The 16282-nt window shown below is 71.1% G+C and carries 12 protein-coding genes; 8 read left to right on the forward strand and 4 right to left on the reverse strand.

Translation table 11 applies throughout. The features are described from left to right. The coding region (locus IEZ08_RS30565; protein ID WP_189243493.1) for an arginine deiminase at positions 1-929 on the reverse strand (929 nt) is incomplete at its 3' end. Positions 930-1114: 185 nt separating this feature from the next. Between IEZ08_RS30565 and IEZ08_RS30570 the strand changes: the two genes are divergently transcribed. Together IEZ08_RS30570 and IEZ08_RS30575 are read left to right on the forward strand one after the other, a co-directional pair. After that, a complete protein-coding gene (locus tag IEZ08_RS30570) occupies positions 1115-2086 on the forward strand; it encodes a LysR family transcriptional regulator (protein WP_068923874.1) in 972 nt (323 codons plus the stop codon). A gap of 188 nt (positions 2087-2274) precedes the next feature. Beyond that, a complete protein-coding gene (locus tag IEZ08_RS30575; protein WP_189243494.1) occupies positions 2275-5502 on the forward strand; it encodes a M28 family peptidase in 3228 nt (1075 codons plus the stop codon). A 105-nt stretch (positions 5503-5607) separates the two neighbouring features. Here the strand turns inward: IEZ08_RS30575 and IEZ08_RS30580 are convergent, their stop codons facing one another. Together IEZ08_RS30580 and IEZ08_RS30585 are read right to left on the reverse strand one after the other, a co-directional pair. Then, a complete protein-coding gene (locus IEZ08_RS30580) occupies positions 5608-6480 on the reverse strand; it encodes an SMP-30/gluconolactonase/LRE family protein (protein ID WP_189243495.1) in 873 nt (290 codons plus the stop codon). A gap of 80 nt (positions 6481-6560) precedes the next feature. Next, the gene (locus IEZ08_RS30585) at positions 6561-7721 is read right to left on the reverse strand and encodes a saccharopine dehydrogenase family protein (RefSeq protein ID WP_189243496.1); all 1161 of its coding nucleotides are present in this window, start codon (positions 7719-7721) and stop codon (positions 6561-6563) included. 184 nt (positions 7722-7905) lie between these two features. Between IEZ08_RS30585 and IEZ08_RS30590 the strand changes: the two genes are divergently transcribed. The 4 genes from IEZ08_RS30590 to IEZ08_RS30605 all read left to right on the forward strand — a co-directional run bounded on the left by IEZ08_RS30590 (position 7906) and on the right by IEZ08_RS30605 (position 14271). After that, positions 7906-8520 carry a hypothetical protein gene (locus tag IEZ08_RS30590; RefSeq protein ID WP_189243497.1) on the forward strand — a complete coding sequence of 205 codons (615 nt, stop codon included), beginning with the start codon at positions 7906-7908 and terminating at the stop codon, positions 8518-8520. A gap of 57 nt (positions 8521-8577) precedes the next feature. Further along, entirely contained in the window at positions 8578-11217 is a 2640-nt protein-coding gene (locus IEZ08_RS30595; protein ID WP_189243498.1) for an ATP-binding protein, read from the forward strand. 280 nt (positions 11218-11497) lie between these two features. Then, positions 11498-11839, forward strand: coding sequence for a histone-like nucleoid-structuring protein Lsr2 (locus tag IEZ08_RS30600; RefSeq protein WP_068923880.1), 342 nt, complete (start codon positions 11498-11500; stop codon positions 11837-11839). Between the two features lie 245 nt (positions 11840-12084). Continuing rightward, a complete protein-coding gene (locus IEZ08_RS30605) occupies positions 12085-14271 on the forward strand; it encodes a class I SAM-dependent methyltransferase (RefSeq protein ID WP_189243499.1) in 2187 nt (728 codons plus the stop codon). 36 nt (positions 14272-14307) lie between these two features. Here the strand turns inward: IEZ08_RS30605 and IEZ08_RS30610 are convergent, their stop codons facing one another. Beyond that, positions 14308-15075, reverse strand: coding sequence for an alpha/beta fold hydrolase (locus IEZ08_RS30610; protein ID WP_229803684.1), 768 nt, complete (start codon positions 15073-15075; stop codon positions 14308-14310). Positions 15076-15141: 66 nt separating this feature from the next. Here IEZ08_RS30610 and IEZ08_RS30615 point away from each other — a divergent pair, with 66 nt between their 5' ends. Further along, a complete protein-coding gene (locus tag IEZ08_RS30615; protein ID WP_068923882.1) occupies positions 15142-15615 on the forward strand; it encodes a MarR family winged helix-turn-helix transcriptional regulator in 474 nt (157 codons plus the stop codon). 155 nt (positions 15616-15770) lie between these two features. Next, positions 15771-16277, forward strand: coding sequence for a cation:proton antiporter regulatory subunit (locus IEZ08_RS30620; RefSeq protein WP_373294390.1), 507 nt, complete (start codon positions 15771-15773; stop codon positions 16275-16277). The last annotated feature ends 5 nt before the right edge of the window (positions 16278-16282 follow it).

Consider the following 16282-nt stretch of genomic DNA (forward strand, 5'->3'; position numbering starts at 1 on the left):
GTGTCGCCCGGCTCGATCGTGTAGGACGGCAGCATGCCCAGACCGGCGAACTTGGTGAAGACGTCGACGTCCACCTGCGTCATGACCGTGTCCAGGTGCATGAACGCCCGCGTCTTCGGCAGGTTCAGCGCGACGATCCGCTCCGCCGCTCCCCGGGAGAACAGGCTCATGGCCAGCATCTCCACGGCCTGCGGCTGGGTGCGCTCGCTCATCCCGACCAGGACGGCGCCGCGCCCGATGACCAGCACGTCCCCGCCCTCGATGGTGGCCGGGGCGGCGGCCATGCCGGGCATCCACACGTGGTAGCCGCCCTCGGTGTCCGGCCGGTCGTAGCCGGAGGCGAACATCGGGTGGTAGCGGTAGATCGCCTCGTAGTTGACCGTCTCGCGCCGGCGGGCCTTCTTGCGCATGGCGTTGATGGACACCCCGCCGTAGATCCAGCAGGAGGTGTCCCGGGTGAACAGGTGGTTGGGCAGCGGCGGCAGCACGAAGTCGTCGGGACCCATCGCGTGGAAGACCACGCTCTCGGGCTCGCAGCCCAGTTCCATGACCTCCCGTTTGGTGATGCCGCCGGTCAGGAACCGCGCCAGCATGGCGGTGTCCAGGCTGTCCAGGGTGTTGCGGATGGCGTCGGTGGCCATCGGCCCGAGCCCGCGCTCGTCGACGCCGCCGTCGAGGATGTGCTTGCGGGCCTCGGGGATGTCGACCGTGGTCCGGAGCAGGTCCGACAACATGTGCACGGTGATGCCGCGGTCCCGCAGCACCTGCTGCCATTCTTCGTGCTCCTCCACCGCGCGCTGCACCCACAGCACCTCGTCGAAGAGCAGGTCGTCCTTGTTGGACGGGGTCAGCCGCTTGAGCGCCAGATCGGGCCTGTCCACGATGACCTGCCGGAGCCGGCCGACCTCGGAGCCGACGTGGAAGGTCATCGTGCCCCTCCAGTGGTTCGCATCCTCTTCCTCCGCCTCCCGCTGCCGAAGACCGTCCAGAGGTCACGTCCCCTCCCCCGGCGGCTCTAATCCCGTGGGCCACGGCGGTCCGGACGGGCCCGGCAGCGGCGGCGCCGCGAAAGTTGGGCCTTACCGGAAAGAACCTTTACTATTAGCCTCTCGGTGTGGATCTCGAGATTCGTCACCTCCGGGCGATCTGCGCCATAGCCGAGGCCGGCAGCATCTCCAGGGCCGCGGTCGGCCTCAAGATGTCCCAGCCCGCCCTCGCCGCGCAGCTCCGGCGCATCGAGCGCATGTTCGGCGGCGCGCTGTTCGAACGGGGACGCGACGGCGCCCGTCCCACCCAGCTCGGCGAGTGGGTGCTGATGCGGGCGCGGTCCCTGCTCCCCGCCTTCGACGAACTGCGGCGCGACGGCATGCGCTACGCCGGGCGGACGGCCGAGCGGCTCACGATCCGGGTCGGCTGCATGTCCAGCCACCTGGCGATCAGCGTCATCTCCTGCCTGGGCGACCTGTTCGCCGACGCCGACATCGTGGCGCGCACCGAGGAGGCCATGGACCTGCTGCCCGGCCTGCTGGAGTCCCAGCGGCTGGAGCTGGCCACCCTCGGCGACTATCCCGGCCACGAGCTCTCCCCTCCGCCGGGGGTGGCCTACGCCGGCATCGCCGACGAGCCCATCTTCGTCGGGCTGGCCGCGTCCCACCCGCTGGCCGCGCGGGAGGAGATCGAGCTGCGGGACCTCGCCGGCGAGGACTGGAGCATGCACGCGCTGGCCGAGGCGGGACACCGCGAGCATTTCTGGACGGCCTGCGCCGAGCAGGGGTTCGAGCCCCGGGTCGCCTACTCCGCCGACCTCAGCCTCGCCGTCGACCTGATCGCCTCGGCCCGGTGCGTGGGCATGTTCCAGGCGACCAGCAAGGGCTACGCCGGGATCGCCATCCGCCCGCTGGCCGGGACCCCGCTCCGGTTCCGTCACCTGCTCGGCTGGACCGAGCAGGGACCGGTCGCCCCGCACGCCGCCGAACTCGTCCGGGCGGTCACCCGGTCCTACTGGGCCGAGGTACGGCAGGCCCCCGTCTACGCCGCCTGGCTGGACCGGCACGGCCCGCTCGGCGACAGGCCGCGCCACCCGTGATCCATATGACGGCGTTATGGAATTTCGTGGGGTATCCGGCTCCGTACCCGGACTGTCAGCTTTGGTCCAGCCCAAACCGTCGGGGGAAGGCCGGCCGGTCACGCGGCGCAGTGGCGTGACCGGCCGTTCTCCCTCGGGCTCCTTGTATCCCTCAACCCCCCAAGGGACATCGAGAGGAGTCACCCCGAGTGAACCCCAAGGCCAGGCTGGGCGCGGTCGCCGTACTGACGGCCGCCGCCCTGACCACCACCTCGGTCGTGAGCGCCACAAGCGCCACCGCGACCCCGGCCGGCACCGGCTCCCGGGCCCCGGCCGCGCAGGCGTTCGCCCCACCGGACCCCGAATCCCGCACCCGCGCGCTCAACAACGCCCACAGCGCCCTGATCGTCGAGGCGGACGCCCTCTTCGCGGGCGCGGACGACGAGTTCCGGCTCAAGGAGAGCACCTCGGGCCCCGGCGGCCTGCAGTTCCTGAACTACACCCGCACCCACCGCGGGCTGCCGGTCTACGGCGGCGACGTGGTCGTCACCACCGACAAGACCGGCCGCCAGGTGGGCCTCGTCGACACCGCCCAGACCGTCAGGCTGAAAGTGAACACCACCGCGAAGGTGACCGCGGACGCGGCGGCCGTGACGGCCCGCGGGCAGCTGGCCTCCGTCGAGAGCGTGAGCACTCCCGTCCTGCTCGTGCACGCCGCCACGGACAGGCCGCGGCTCGCCTGGGAGGTGGTGGTCACCGGCCAGGGCGAGAAGGCCCCGAGCGTGCTGCACGTCTTCGTGGACGCCAGAACCGGAGCCGTCATCGACTCCTGGGACGAGGTCCGCGCCGGCACCGGCCACGGTTTCTACAACGGCGCCGGGCTGAACATCACGACCTCCGGTTCCGGCGGTTCCTACTCGATGACCGACACCACCCGCCCGGGTCTGCGCTGCGGCGGCCAGAACGGCTCGGCCTACACCGGCACCGACGACAACTGGGGCAACGGCCAGGGCACCAACCTGGAGACCGCCTGCGTCGACGCGATGTACGCGGCGCAGAAGGAATGGGACATGCTCCGCGAGTGGTTCCAGTACAACGGCTTCAACGCGGCCGGCGGCGCCTTCCCCGCCCGCGTCGGCCTGAACCAGGTCAACGCCTTCTGGAACGGCTCCTACACCAACTTCGGCCGCAACCAGGCCAACACCCAGCAGGCCACCCCGATCGACGTGGTCGCCCACGAGTACGGCCACGCGATCTACCAGTTCGCCGGGACCGACGGCGCGGGCGGCGGCAACGAGGCCGGCGGCCTGAACGAGTCCACCGGCGACATCTTCGGCGCGCTGACCGAGCACTACGCCAACAACCCCAACGACCCGCCGGACTACCTGGTCGGCGAGGAAGTGAACCTGGTCGGGCAGGGTCCGATCCGCAACATGTACAACCCGGGCGCGCTGGGCGATCCCAACTGCTACAGCTCCTCCATCCCCAACACCGAGGTGCACGCCGCGGCCGGTCCGCAGAACCACTGGTTCTACCTGCTGGCCGAGGGCACCAACCCGCCCGGCAAGCCGGCCAGCACGGTCTGCTCCGGCCCGGCCACGCTGACCGGCATCGGCATCCAGAAGGCCGGCCAGATCTTCCTCGCCGGCCTGGCCATGAAGACCGGCGGGTCCCGGACCCACGCCCAGGCGCGCGTCCACACCCTGACCGCCGCCCGGCAGTTGTTCCCGGGGAGCTGCGCCGAGTTCAACGCGACCAAGGCGGCCTGGAACGCGATCAACGTCCCGGCGCAGAGCAACGAGCCGGCCTGCCAGACGCCCGGCGACGACTACTCGGCCTCGATCGCCCCGTCCTCGGCGAACGTGGAGCCGGGCCAGTCCGCCACCGCCACCATCAGCACCACGGTGACCGGCGGCAGCGCCCAGTCCATCACCCTGCGGGCGGGCACCCTGCCCTCCGGGGTGACCGCCACCTTCACCCCGGCCGTCATCACCGCCGGGCAGTCCTCCACCCTGAGGTTGTCGACCACGTCGGGCACCCCTACCGGGACCCACGCGATCACGATCACGGCCGACGGCGCGAGCGCGGACAAGCAGCTCGGCTTCAGCCTGGTCGTGGGCGGCGGAGGCCCGGGTGGTGAGGCTCCGGACATCCCGGTCGCCAACGTCACCGCGCACCTGAACCAGCTGCAGTCGATCGCCTCCGGCAACGGCGGCAACCGGGCCTCCGGCACCGCCGGTTACACCGCCTCGCTCAACTACATCAAGGGCAGACTGGACGCGGCCGGCTACCAGACCCGGACCCAGTCCTTCACCCTGAGCGGCCGGACCCACACCAACCTGATCGCGGACTGGCCCGGCGGCCCGGCGAACCAGACCGTGATGCTCGGCGCCCACCTGGACAGCGTGCCGGCCGGGCCGGGCGTCAACGACAACGGTTCGGGCTCGTCCACCCTCCTGGAGGTCGCCCTCGCCGTGTCCGCCGAGCGGCCCACGCTCACCAAGCACGTACGCTTCGCCTGGTGGGCCGCGGAGGAGTCGGGTCTGAACGGTTCGACCTACTACGTCCAGAACGGCGGGGCGGCCGGGGTCGAGGCGTACCTCAACTTCGACATGACCGGCTCGCCGAACCCCGGTTACTTCGTCTACGACGACGACCGGACCATCGAGGGGCACTTCAAGGAGTTCTACGCATCGATCAACGTCCCGACCGAGATCGAGACCGAGGGTGACGGCCGCAGCGACCACGCCCCGTTCAAGAACGCGGGCGTGCGGGTCGGCGGCGTGTTCACCGGCGCGTCGAACATCAAGACCTCCGCCCAGGCCGCCAAGTGGGGCGGGACCGCGGGCCAGGCGTTCGACCGCTGCTACCACTCCGCCTGCGACACCACGGGCAACGTCAACGCCACCGCGCTCGACCGCAACGCCGACGCCGCCGCCCACGTCCTGTGGAGGCTCGCCGCCGGGGACACCCCGCCGCCGGTGGACGACTACTCGATGTCGGTGAGCCCGTCCTCGGCCACGGTCCAGCCGGGACAGTCCGCCTCCGCCACGCTGAGCACCACGGTCACCTCCGGAAACGCGCAGAGCGTCGCGCTGAGCGCCGCCGGTCTTCCCGCCGGCGCCACGGTGACCTTCAGCCCGGCGACGATCACCTCGGGGCAGTCGTCCGCGGTGACCGTCACCACCTCGGCGGGCACTCCCCCGGGCACCTACACCGTCACGCTCAACGGCGACGGCGCCGCCGCCGACCGGTCGGCCTCCTTCACCCTCACCGTCGGCGGCGGGCAGGGCGGGACCGACTGGGAGGTGTGGAAGCAGTACGCCGCGGGCGACACCGTGACCTACGACGGCGTCGGCTACCGGTGCCTGCAGGCGCACACCTCACTGCCGGGCTGGGAGCCGCCGAACGTCCCGGCCCTCTGGCAGCGGATCTGATCCGGCCTGATCCGGTGGAACCGGTACGGCGGGCGGGCATGGCCGCCCGCCGTACCTCACCCGGGGTGGCGCGGGGCGGCCTCTCCCGCACGTCGCAGGACAGGCTTACGGCAGCGGCGGAAGGTCCATGGAGATGACGTGGAACGGAGCGGCCGGTTCGGCTCTGGTGAGCTGGGAGTTGACCACGAGCAGCCGTCGTCGCGCGAGTGCGATCGTCGTCGGGGTGTCGAACCGGGGGTCGTCCCACTTGCCCACCGGAACGGCCTTCCGAGCGGCGGCGTCCAATGCCACGGCGGCGAGGGAGAAGACGATCGTGCCCTCGCGGGTCTCGTTGACCACGCCGAGAAGCAGGCGATCGCCGAGCAGGAGAAGCCCGTCCGCGCAGAAGCCGCAGCCCTCGGGCAGGTGGACCTGCTCGACCGCGCCGGAAGCCGTCTCCACTCGCCACAGCGTCCCTGTGCCCTGCGCGGCGACCAGCAGCGCCGTTCCGTCGGCTGTGGCGGTGATCCCGTTGAGGAAGGCGTTCGCTCCGGCGCTGGAGAGGTCGGCGAAGACCTCCGGTTCGCCGATGGCCTGCGGCGTGGCGCCCAGGGGGAGCCGCCAGAGCACGGGGCGGGCCGAGTCGGTGACGAAGGCGGCCCCGCCCACGGTCCACACGTCGTTGAGGAGGGTCTTCGCCGCCGGGACGGTGCGCCGGGCGACCAGGGCGGAGTCGGCCATGTCGTAGACGAACAGGTGGCCCGTCTCACCGCCGCACGCGACCAGCCATTGATCCCGGTGCACGGCCATACCCAGAACGCAGGTACGGGCGTCTTTCCCGGGGGGCTGCCAGACCTGGGCCAGTTCGTCGTCGAGAGAGCCGCGGAAGATCGTGCCGTCGGCGATGCTCCCGGCGTAGAAACCGTGGGCGGAGCTGTATGCGATGCCTTCCGGCAGGACTCTCTCACCGGGCAGCGTGTACGCCGAGATGATCGCCACGGAAGCCATCCTAGGCATGCCTCGTCGATCGTGAGAGCCCGGTGAGAATGTCGACCGGTATGACTCCGGCTCCCTCCAGATCAGGCTTTGGGGCCGCCCAGCACCCGGAAGGTGATCCCCGCCCGGCGCAGGCGCTCGATCAGCGCGTCGCCCATGGCCACGGCGGTGGTCACCTGGCCCGAGACCTCCGGCAGGTCGTCGAAGGCCAGGCAGAGCGCCGACTCGCCGAACATCTTGGCGGTCTCGTCGTATCCGGGGTCGCCGCCCGCGACCTCTGTGACGACGCGCTCGCCGCCGCCGCGCCCGTCGAAGGTGACCTTGAACCAGCTCGCGGCCCGCTGCTCGGGGGTGGGCCCGGAACCGGGCAGGACCCGGCCGAGCAACCACGAGCGCGCGGGAGGGATCTGCGCGAGGACGGCCAGCGCCCCGGCCCCGGCGGCCAGGCCGAGGGCGCCGCCCAGGTGCTTGACGGCCATGTGGTGCCGGTAGACGAAGTGCGGGCCGTACCGCTCCAGGGCGCGGGCCGAGCGGGCGACGATCTGCGGATCGATCGTGGGCAGCGGCAGCGCCCAGCCGCCCACGTAGCGGAGCGTGCCGGGCCGCCCGGCGACCCGGCGCCCGGCGGGGCGCTCCTCGATCCGGCGCCGGTCGAGGGCGGCCCGCGCGGCCTGCGGAGCGCGGGACAGGGCCGTGACGGCCGAGTGCAGGGTCCCGCCCGACGGCCTGCCGTTCCCGCGAAGGTACCCGTCGACCTGGATCGGCACGTCCTCGGGCAGGAGGCCGACGGTGAAGTAGACGCCCAGGTCGTACGGGATCGAGTCGAAGCCGCAGGCGTGCACGATCTTCGCGCCGGTCTCCCTCGCCCTGGCGTGGTGCCGGGTGAACATCAGATCGACGAACTCCGGCTCGCCGGTGAGATCGGCGTAGTGGGTGCCCGCACGCGCGCAGGCGGCCACGAGCGGCTCGCCGTAGGACAGGTAGGGGCCCACGGTGGTGGCGATCACCCGCGTCCGCCGGGCGATGCCGTCCAGGGAGGCGGGGTCGCCCGCATCGGCGTGGAGCAGAGGCAGGCCGGGCAGGCCGATCCGCTCCCTGACCGCCTCGAGCTTGGCGGGGTCGCGCCCGGCCAGCGCCCAGCGGCAGCCGGGGCCGGCGTTGCGCGCGAGATACCCGGCGGTCAGGGCACCGGTGAACCCGGTGGCGCCGAACAGCACGATGTCATAGGGGCGGTCGTCAGGCATGGGCAGCGATCTCCTTCGGCGCCACGGGCTCTCCTCGGCTTCCTTGATCTCCCCCGGGCACCACATTGGCACGGGCGGGCGGCGGATGGGAACCCGGCCGGCGATCCGGCCGGGCGTCCGCCGAACCGTTCCGTCGCCGGATACGTCATGGTCGTTGGCGGCCGCGGCACTTCCAGGAGGTCTCATGCGTCGCGTTCTCGGTCCCGTCACCGGTCTCGTCGCCGGTCTCGCCCTCGTTTCCGCGGCCCCGGCCCCGGCCGCCGCCGCCCAGGCCGTTCCCGTCTCCGCGGCGGCCTGCCGTACGGACACCGCGGAGTGCGGGCGCGACCCGCTCATCTCCATCGCGGTGAAGGTGCGCGCCACGCCCGCGGTCCGCCCGGGGGACAGGGTCACCTACGTCATCGACTACTCCCAGACCTGGACGCCGTCCTTCGCGCCCTACCGGGGTGCCTTCTGGGTCGGGGGCCGGTTCCCCGAGGGAGCGCGCGGACCCTCCCGCGCCGTGCTCTACGACACGGCGGGAAAGCGCCTGGCCGTCCTGCCCTGCCGCCGGTACGCCGACGGGACCTGGTGCGACGCCCACGGCCCGATGCCGCACCGGGGGCGGGTCGTCATGTCCGCCCGGCTGCCCGCCCCGGCGAAGGGAACGGCCACGGCCGGGCGTGCGAAGCTCGGCTTCGACAGCTTCGAGGCGCTGGACGAGGCGGAGTACGCCCGGCACCGCGGCAGGAGGGAACTGCGGGAGAGGTTCTGCGAGTTCCGCTTCACCGAGTCCGTCACCACCAGAGTGCGCAGCTGATCACAGACGACATGTCAGGTTCGTCTCCCGCCTGCCGATGGGAGGTCCGTGTGGAATGTGATCAAAGGCGAGACCGGCCGGACCGTCCGGCCGTCCGGCGTGCTGGCCGTCCTCGCGGCGTTGCTGGTCGCGATCACCGGGACGGGCCTGTCCGTCGGGGCCGGCGTCGCGCTGCGGACCGTCCAGCAGCGTGCCGCCGACGAGGCCGTGAGCCGGCGGATGGAGCTGGCGGGCGCGGCGGTGGCCGCGGAGAGCGGCCGCTACGTCGACACGATGCGCATGATCGCCGCCTCGGCCGGGACGATACGGCCGCTGACGAGGACCGGGTTCACCCAGGCCGTGCAGCCGCTGGAGAAGATGGGCCTGATCGGCGCGACCTCGATCACATTCATGGTGGCCGCCACCGACGAGCAGATCCCCCGGCTGCGGGCGACCTGGCGCGACCGCGGAGCGGCGGACCTCGGGCCGGGCGTCACGGATCCCGGGCACGAGCGGGAGTACGAGCAGCAGCACGAGCACATCTTCCCCGTCTTCAACCACCCCCTGGCCGGGTTCGCCGCCCCGGCTGACGGCACCGCCCTGTCCCCGGCGGCCACTCAGGCCCTCATCGAGGCCCGCCACAGCGGCCAGGTCACGATCTCGGACAGCTATGTGCCGAGCCGGGACGCGCTGCTGCCGCCGCACCGGCAGCAGCGGTCGTTCGTGCTGGCCGCCCCGGTCCACGGACCGCCCCCGGCCGCCGGCTCGCCGCGGCCGTTCCTCGGCTGGATCCTGATGGAGGTACGCGGACAGGACTTCATCGGCGCCACCCTGCAGCACGTCACCCACGGCAGCGCCGACGTGCGGCTGCGCGCCCACCACAGCGACGGCACCGACGTGACGGTGACCACCCTGAAGGCCGCCGGTGACGGCACGCGCGACCTGCGCCGCACCGGTCAGGTACGCGTCGCCCAGCGCCACTGGCAGCTGGAGCTCTCCGCCACCAGCGCCCATCTGCCCGGGACGCACAGCGCCCTGCCCGTGATCGTGACCGGAGCGGGGGTCGTGGCGAGCGCGTTGCTGGCGGCGCTGACCTTCGCCCTGGCCGGCAGCCGGGCCCGGGCCCGGGCCCAGGTCGTCGAGGCCACCGCCGAGCTGCGCGCCGCCGAGGAGGCCTCCAGCCGCCAGGCCGCCCTGCTCTCGGCGGTCCTGGACAGTGTCAGCGACGGTGTGAGCGTCATCGACGAGCACGGCGCGTTCCTGCTGCACAACCCGGCCGCCAAGACGATCCTCGGCATCCCCTCCACCAACGACCGGATCGGCACCTGGCAGCGCCACTACGGCATCTTCACCGCCGACGGCGAGGATCCGTTCCCCACCGAGCAGCTGCCGCTGGTGCGCGCCCTGGCCGGCGAGTCGGCCGAGCAGGTGCCGATGATGATCCGCAACCTGGGGCATCCCGACGGGGTGATCATCTCGGTGTCGGCCCGGCCGCTGGACGCCGCCGCCGGGCAGGCAGGCGCGGTCGCGGTCTTCCACGACATCACCGCGGTACGCGAGCGCGAGGACAAGCTGGCCGCCACCAGCGCCGCTCTGCACGAGGAACTGGCCCGTCACGAGGCCGACCAGGCCGAGCTGCGCGCCACCCGCGACGAGCTGGTCGCCCAGAAGGCCTACCTGACCCAGATCCTGGACGCCATCAACGTCTCCGTGATGACCGTCGACACCGGCGGGCGGCTCGTGCACGGCAACCGCATCGCCCGCGCCGTCCTGCCGGCCGGTGACGCGCCGACCCTCACCGAGATCGCCGCGAAGCTGGACATGGCCTACCCCGACGACAAGCTCATGCCCGTGGAGGAAACCCCGCTGGCGCGGGCACTGCGCGCCGAGAAGGTCAACGCCGTGGAAGCCCTCGTGGCGGTACCCGACGGCACCCGGCGGGCCGTCATGGTGCACGCCCAGCCGCTGCACCATGACGGCCAGATCGTGGGCGCCGTCGCCTCCGCCTTCGACATCACCGCGCTGCGCGAGCGTGAGGCCGAGCTGGCCGCGTTCGCCGGCATCGTCGCCCACGACCTCAAACGCCCGCTGGCCGCGGTGCGCGGGTTCGCCGAGCTGGTGCACGAGAGCCTGTCCGACCAGGTGGGCCTGGACGAGCAGGTACTCCACCTGGAGCGCGTCGTGGCCGCCACCTGGCGGATGAGCCGGCTGATCGACGACCTGCTCACCTACGCCACCGCCCGTGACGCCCCCCTGGCCCTGGCTCCCCTCCGTCTGGGCACGCTGGTGCGCGAGGTCGTCGACGAGCACCTGGCCGCGGCCGCCGCCGTCCCGTCGGCCCCGATGCCGCAGGTGTACATCGGATCGCTTCCGGCCATCCGCGCCGATGCGGCCCTGATCCGCCAGCTGGTGGACAACCTGGTCGGCAACGCCATCAAGTACACGCCGCCGGGCCGGGCCGCCCACGTCGACGTCACCGCCCACCCCGCCGGTGACGGCTGGGTGCGCCTGGAGGTCACCGACCGCGGCATCGGCATCCCGCCGAGCGAGCACCAGGCGATCTTCGCCAGCTTCCACCGGGTCGCCACCGCCTACAGCGGCACCGGTCTGGGCCTGGCCATCTGCCAGCGCATCGCCGAACGTCACGGCGGCACCATCGCCGCCGGCGACAACCCCGGCGGCGGCGCCCGCTTCAGCGTCACCCTGCCGGCCGCCTGAGGGCATCCGGGGGCCGGGGAGATCCGGCGCCGGACGGAACCGGAGAACTCGGACGCCCCGCGCTCCCGCGGGGCCGGGCAGCGGAGAGGAAGGAATCACGGACCACCCGGCGCCGGGACGGTCCCGGTATGACTCGATATCAGAAGACGGAAGCTCCACCGCTTCTGGTAGACCTGCTTACCACACGCTTTTTGACATGCCGTAATATCTTCCCCTTCGAGGCGACGGCCGCCATGGGCCGCTAAAGTACGCATCAGCACATCACCATTTGGAGCATGACATGGCTAAGAAGGTCGTGGAGACTTTCATCGACGATCTTGACGGCGGCAAGGCGTCGGGAACCATTTCCTTCGCCATCGAAGGCGCCGCCTACGAGATCGACCTGAGTGACGAGAACGCCGACAAGCTGCGCAAGGCGCTGGCCCCCTTCATCAACGCCGCCCGGCCGGTCCGCCGCGAGCGGACCGAGCGTGGCCGCCGGGGCGGCGGGATCGCGAGCCGGGCCGTGGAGCGCGAGAAGAGCGCCAGGATCCGGGAGTGGGCCAAGTCCCGCGGTATGACCGTCAGCGAGCGCGGCCGGATCGCCTCCTCGATCGTGGAACAGTACGAGGCCGCCCATTAGGACATGCCGTGAGGCCCCCCCTTCCGCAGGGGGGCTCTTTTCTTTGGAAGCCCGTATTCGGCACAGGACATAAACCAACCGAAGAAGCGCCGGCGCACCGCCCCCAAAGGCTGCCGCAGGCGCTCGGCACGAGTTCCCGCGACCCTTCGCGACCGCCATCACCGAACAGCTCCGGGAGCGATTGACGCCGCCTGCGCCCTGAGACCACCTTGGTGGTAGCCAAGGACGGAAGGGGTTCACACGCGGTGGTCACCAACCCCCTCAGATCGGACGTCAGGCTTTTCGACCAGTACATGGCCGCCCTCGACGATGTCCTCACCGGCGAGGAGATCCGTTCAGCGGTGGAGGAACTGGCTGTCTCGATCGCCCGTATCCGTATAGAGATGGTGAGCAACGCCGGAAACATCCTGAGAACGGCCGACCGGGCGTTCACCACCTACGAACAGGCCTTCGCCCGCTATGGCACGCAAGCCAGCGAAGCGGGGCGCATGCTCACCCTGGTCCTGGGTCTGTTCGCGGTCGCCTGCGGGCTGGGCGGCCTGACCATGCTGGCGCTGGGCGTCTGGACGGCATGGGCATGGGCCGAGTCGGCCACGTGGGCCGGGTCGACGCTCCTGGTGGCCTCGGCCCTGGCCCTGATCGCCAGCAGGTTCAAGAGCACCCTGCTGGGCCATGGCATCATGACCACCGATCTGTCTGATGTCCGGTTGAACCTGGCGCGGGACAATCTGATCGGTGTCATCAGCGGGACCGCCCTCGTCTCCGAGGTCCGCAGTCGCATCAACGCGGCACGTGAGGACAAGTTCGCGCACGCCATGGCGGTGGTCAGCAGCCCAGGACTGAGCGAGGTGCACGACCGCTCCTACCACGTGTCCACCGGCGTCGCAGCCCGGCTCGACGGACTGCTCGATCGGCTGGCCGGAGCCAGCGTCGGAGTGGCGGGCCCCCGGGGAGCGGGAAAGTCGACGCTTGTGCGCCGCTACTGCGAGGATCTGCCCGGAGGCGGGCGGACGGACCTTCGGTGCATGGTCTCGGCCCCGGTCGACTACGTCGCCAAGGACTTCGTGCTCCACCTGTTCGGCGTGTTCTGCCGTAGCGTGATCCGGTACTTCACCAGAGAGCAGGCGAAACACCGGACGGACCGCTCGCTCCTCTTCTCCCGGGCACTCGGGTTCGTCCGCTGGCTGACACTGCGTTTCCCTCTCTACATCCTCGCCCCGGCCGCGACGCTCCACTGGCGGACCGAGATCGTCAACGCCACGGGTATTTCACTTATCGCGATCTGGGCCGTCGCGGGACCGGTGCTCATCGTCGGCATCGTGTCGGACGTGCTTCTCCTGGCGCGCACGTTATGGGCTTGGCGGCGGAATTCGCCCCGCAGGATCCCCGAGCTGGCCATCGCCGACGCCAAACGCAACCTTGACCGCTGCCGCCACCTGCAGACCCATTCGACCGGCTGGACGGGAACCGTACAACTGCCGGTGTCCGTCAGCGGCCAGGCCGTGCGCACCTTCGCCAGGGCCGAGCAACCGCTCAGCTACCCGGAGATCGTCGAGCAGTTCCGCGGCTTCGCCCGCCGTATCGCCCGGGTGATGCACCAGCGCGGCCACCGTGTGTGCATCGGCGTCGACGAACTCGACAAGATCGGCTCACCGGAGCAGGCCGAGCGGTTCCTCAACGAGATCAAGGGTGTGTTCGGCGTGCCCTACGTCTACTTCATCGTCTCGGTCTCGGACGACGCCCTGACCGCCTTCGAACGCCGGGGCCTTCCGCTCCGCGACACCTTCGACAGTTCCTTCGACGAGATCGTCAGGGTCGGCCCCCTGCCGTACGTGGAATCCCGGCGACTGCTCCACCGCCGGGTCATCGGGCTGACCGAACCGTACGTCGCGCTGTGCCACTGCCTGGCCGGAGGGCTGCCGCGTGATCTCATCAGGGCGGCCCGCCAGGTCATCGAGGCGGCCAAACATCCCGCACCAGAGAATGCCGACGAACTGGCGAGAACGGCTGCGGCCATCGTCGCCGGAGAGATCCACCGCAAGGCCGACGCCATGAACGCGGCGCTGCCCTCCGTCTATCAGGACCTACGCCGCTTCCTTCACGCAGTCGCCCGGGGCGAGTACGCCCGCAGCGCCACGCTGAAGATCCTCAACGAGCAGCCCGAGGCCGCGGCCGACGAACCCCCGGACGTCATCCAGCTACGCCGGGACTTCGCCACCTACGTCTACTTCTGCGCCACGATCGAGGAAGTCTTCGACGAACGTCTCGACGCGGGGCGCATGACCGCCGCCACGGCCGAGGAGAGCGGCCCGAGCTCCTTCGACGCCCTGGCCGCCGCCCGGTACGTCTTCGCCCGGGACACCCACCTCGCCTGGAACTCCATCAGCGGATTCCGTACCGCCTGGGGTCTGGAGGTCCGCCCGGCGCCCTGACCGGACCTCCGGGCGCGGACTCGGCGGTCGAGGGGTTCACACCGTGCGGAGGAAGTCCTCCAGGATCCCGTTGAAGACGTCCGGGCGCTCCATGTTGGGGTAGTGGGCGGTTCCGTCGATCGAGATCACACGACCGTCGGCGACGGTACGGGCGAGGCGTTCGGCCATGCCGATGTGGTCGGGGGAATCGAGAGCGCCGTTGACGGCCAGCACGGGAACGGTGATGTCGGCGGCGCGCTCCCAGGTGTCCCGTACCGGGATGAGATAGTCGGGTTCGTCTTTGGTGTGTTTGGACATGGTGCCCCGGGTCATCCGGCGCAGCCGGTTCACGACCTCGGGGTCGAGATCGCCGAGGGCGCGGTGCGGGCCCGCGGCGAAAAGCGTCAGCCCTTCGACCGAGGCCTCCAGATCGCCGGCGGTCATCGCCGCGTGCCACGCGGTCCAGACCCGGGTGGTCCAGGGGTCGGTGAAGTACGGTTCGCTGGTCCCGGCGCCGACGACGACCACGGCGCTGACCAGTTCCGGATGCTCCAGCGCGGTGTCGACCGCGGTCGAGGCCCCCATGGAGACTCCCGCCAGGATCGCGGGCCCGGTGTCCAGGTGGCGCAGGAGGGCGGCGAGGTCGTCGGTGCGCCGGTACGGTCCGGTGGCGTTGGCGGAGCGGCCGTGCCCGCGGGCGTCGGGCGCGATGACGCGGTACCGCGAGGCGAAGACGGGGATCTGGTCGTCCCACATGCCGTGGTCCAGGAAGCCTCCGTGCAGCAGGACGAGGGGTCGGCCGGTGCCCGTATCGGTCCAGAACATGTCATTCATGACAACCAAGGTGTCATTTTTGATGAAAGATGGCAACCCAGGTGTCATCATGGTGGGGTGAGTGAGGCAAGCCGCGCCCCGGCATCCGATGAACTGGCCGACCGGCTCATCGAGGTGTTCGATCTGGTGGGCCCGCTGTATCGCCGGGCCCAGCGCAAGGTGGAGCAGGACGCGCCCATCGAGGGGTTGTCGGTGGGGGTGCGGGCCGTACTCAACCTGCTGCGTGAGCACGGGCCCATGACCGTCCCCCAGATGGGCCGGGCCCAGGCGTTGAGCCGCCAGTTCGTGCAGCGCATGATCAATGACGCGGCCGCGCGCCGCCTGGTCGAAGCCGTGCCCAACCCGGCGCACAAGAGGTCCTCCCTCATCCGGCTGACCGAGGAGGGCCGCAACGCCATCGGCGCCGTGATCGACCGCGAGCGCGCGGTGCTGCGCCAGATCGACGGCGACCTCACCGAGGCCGACATCGCCGCCTGCGTCCACGTCCTCTCGCGCCTCCTCCGCCTTCTCGACGACGTCGACGTGGACTGAGAGACGAGACCCCGCGCCACTTCAACGATCCGGCGTCACTTCAACGATCAGGCGCCCGCCCGTCGCCGGACGCGCTTGCCCGCACCGTCCCGAATCGTCACGAGACGTGCTGTTGGTAGGTTCTTGGCAACGACCGAGATGCGGATGGGCGCTATATGAACGAGCGGAGGATCAGCGCGGTGGAAGTCGAGCAGACGGTGCTGCCGGGGATCGGGTTGCGGCACGAGTTCACCACACGGTCCGGGCGGCGAATCGGGATCGTCTCGCACCGCACCGGCCGCCGCGACCTGGTGATCTACGATCTCGACGACCCCGATCGGGCGTGCGAGACGGTGAAGCTGACCGACGAGGAGGCCGACACGCTGGTCGAGCTGCTGGGCGCCCCGCGCATCGTGCAGCGCCTCAACGCCCTGCACCGCGACGTCGAAGGGCTCGTCAGCCTGCAGCTGCCGATCCCGTCCGGCTCGCCCTACGCCGGGCGCCCGATGGGCGACGCCCAGGTGCGCACCCGCACCGGCGCCTCCATCGTGGCCGTGGTCCGCTCCGGCCAGGTCGTCGCCAGCCCGGGACCGGAGTTCCGGCTCACCGGGGACGACATCGTGGTCGTGGTGGGCAGCCCGGAGAGCACCGCCGCCGTCGCCGACATCTTCTCCCACGGATAGGCCGG

The organism is Planobispora rosea, assembly GCF_014648175.1.
GTDB lineage: Bacteria > Actinomycetota > Actinomycetes > Streptosporangiales > Streptosporangiaceae > Planobispora > Planobispora rosea.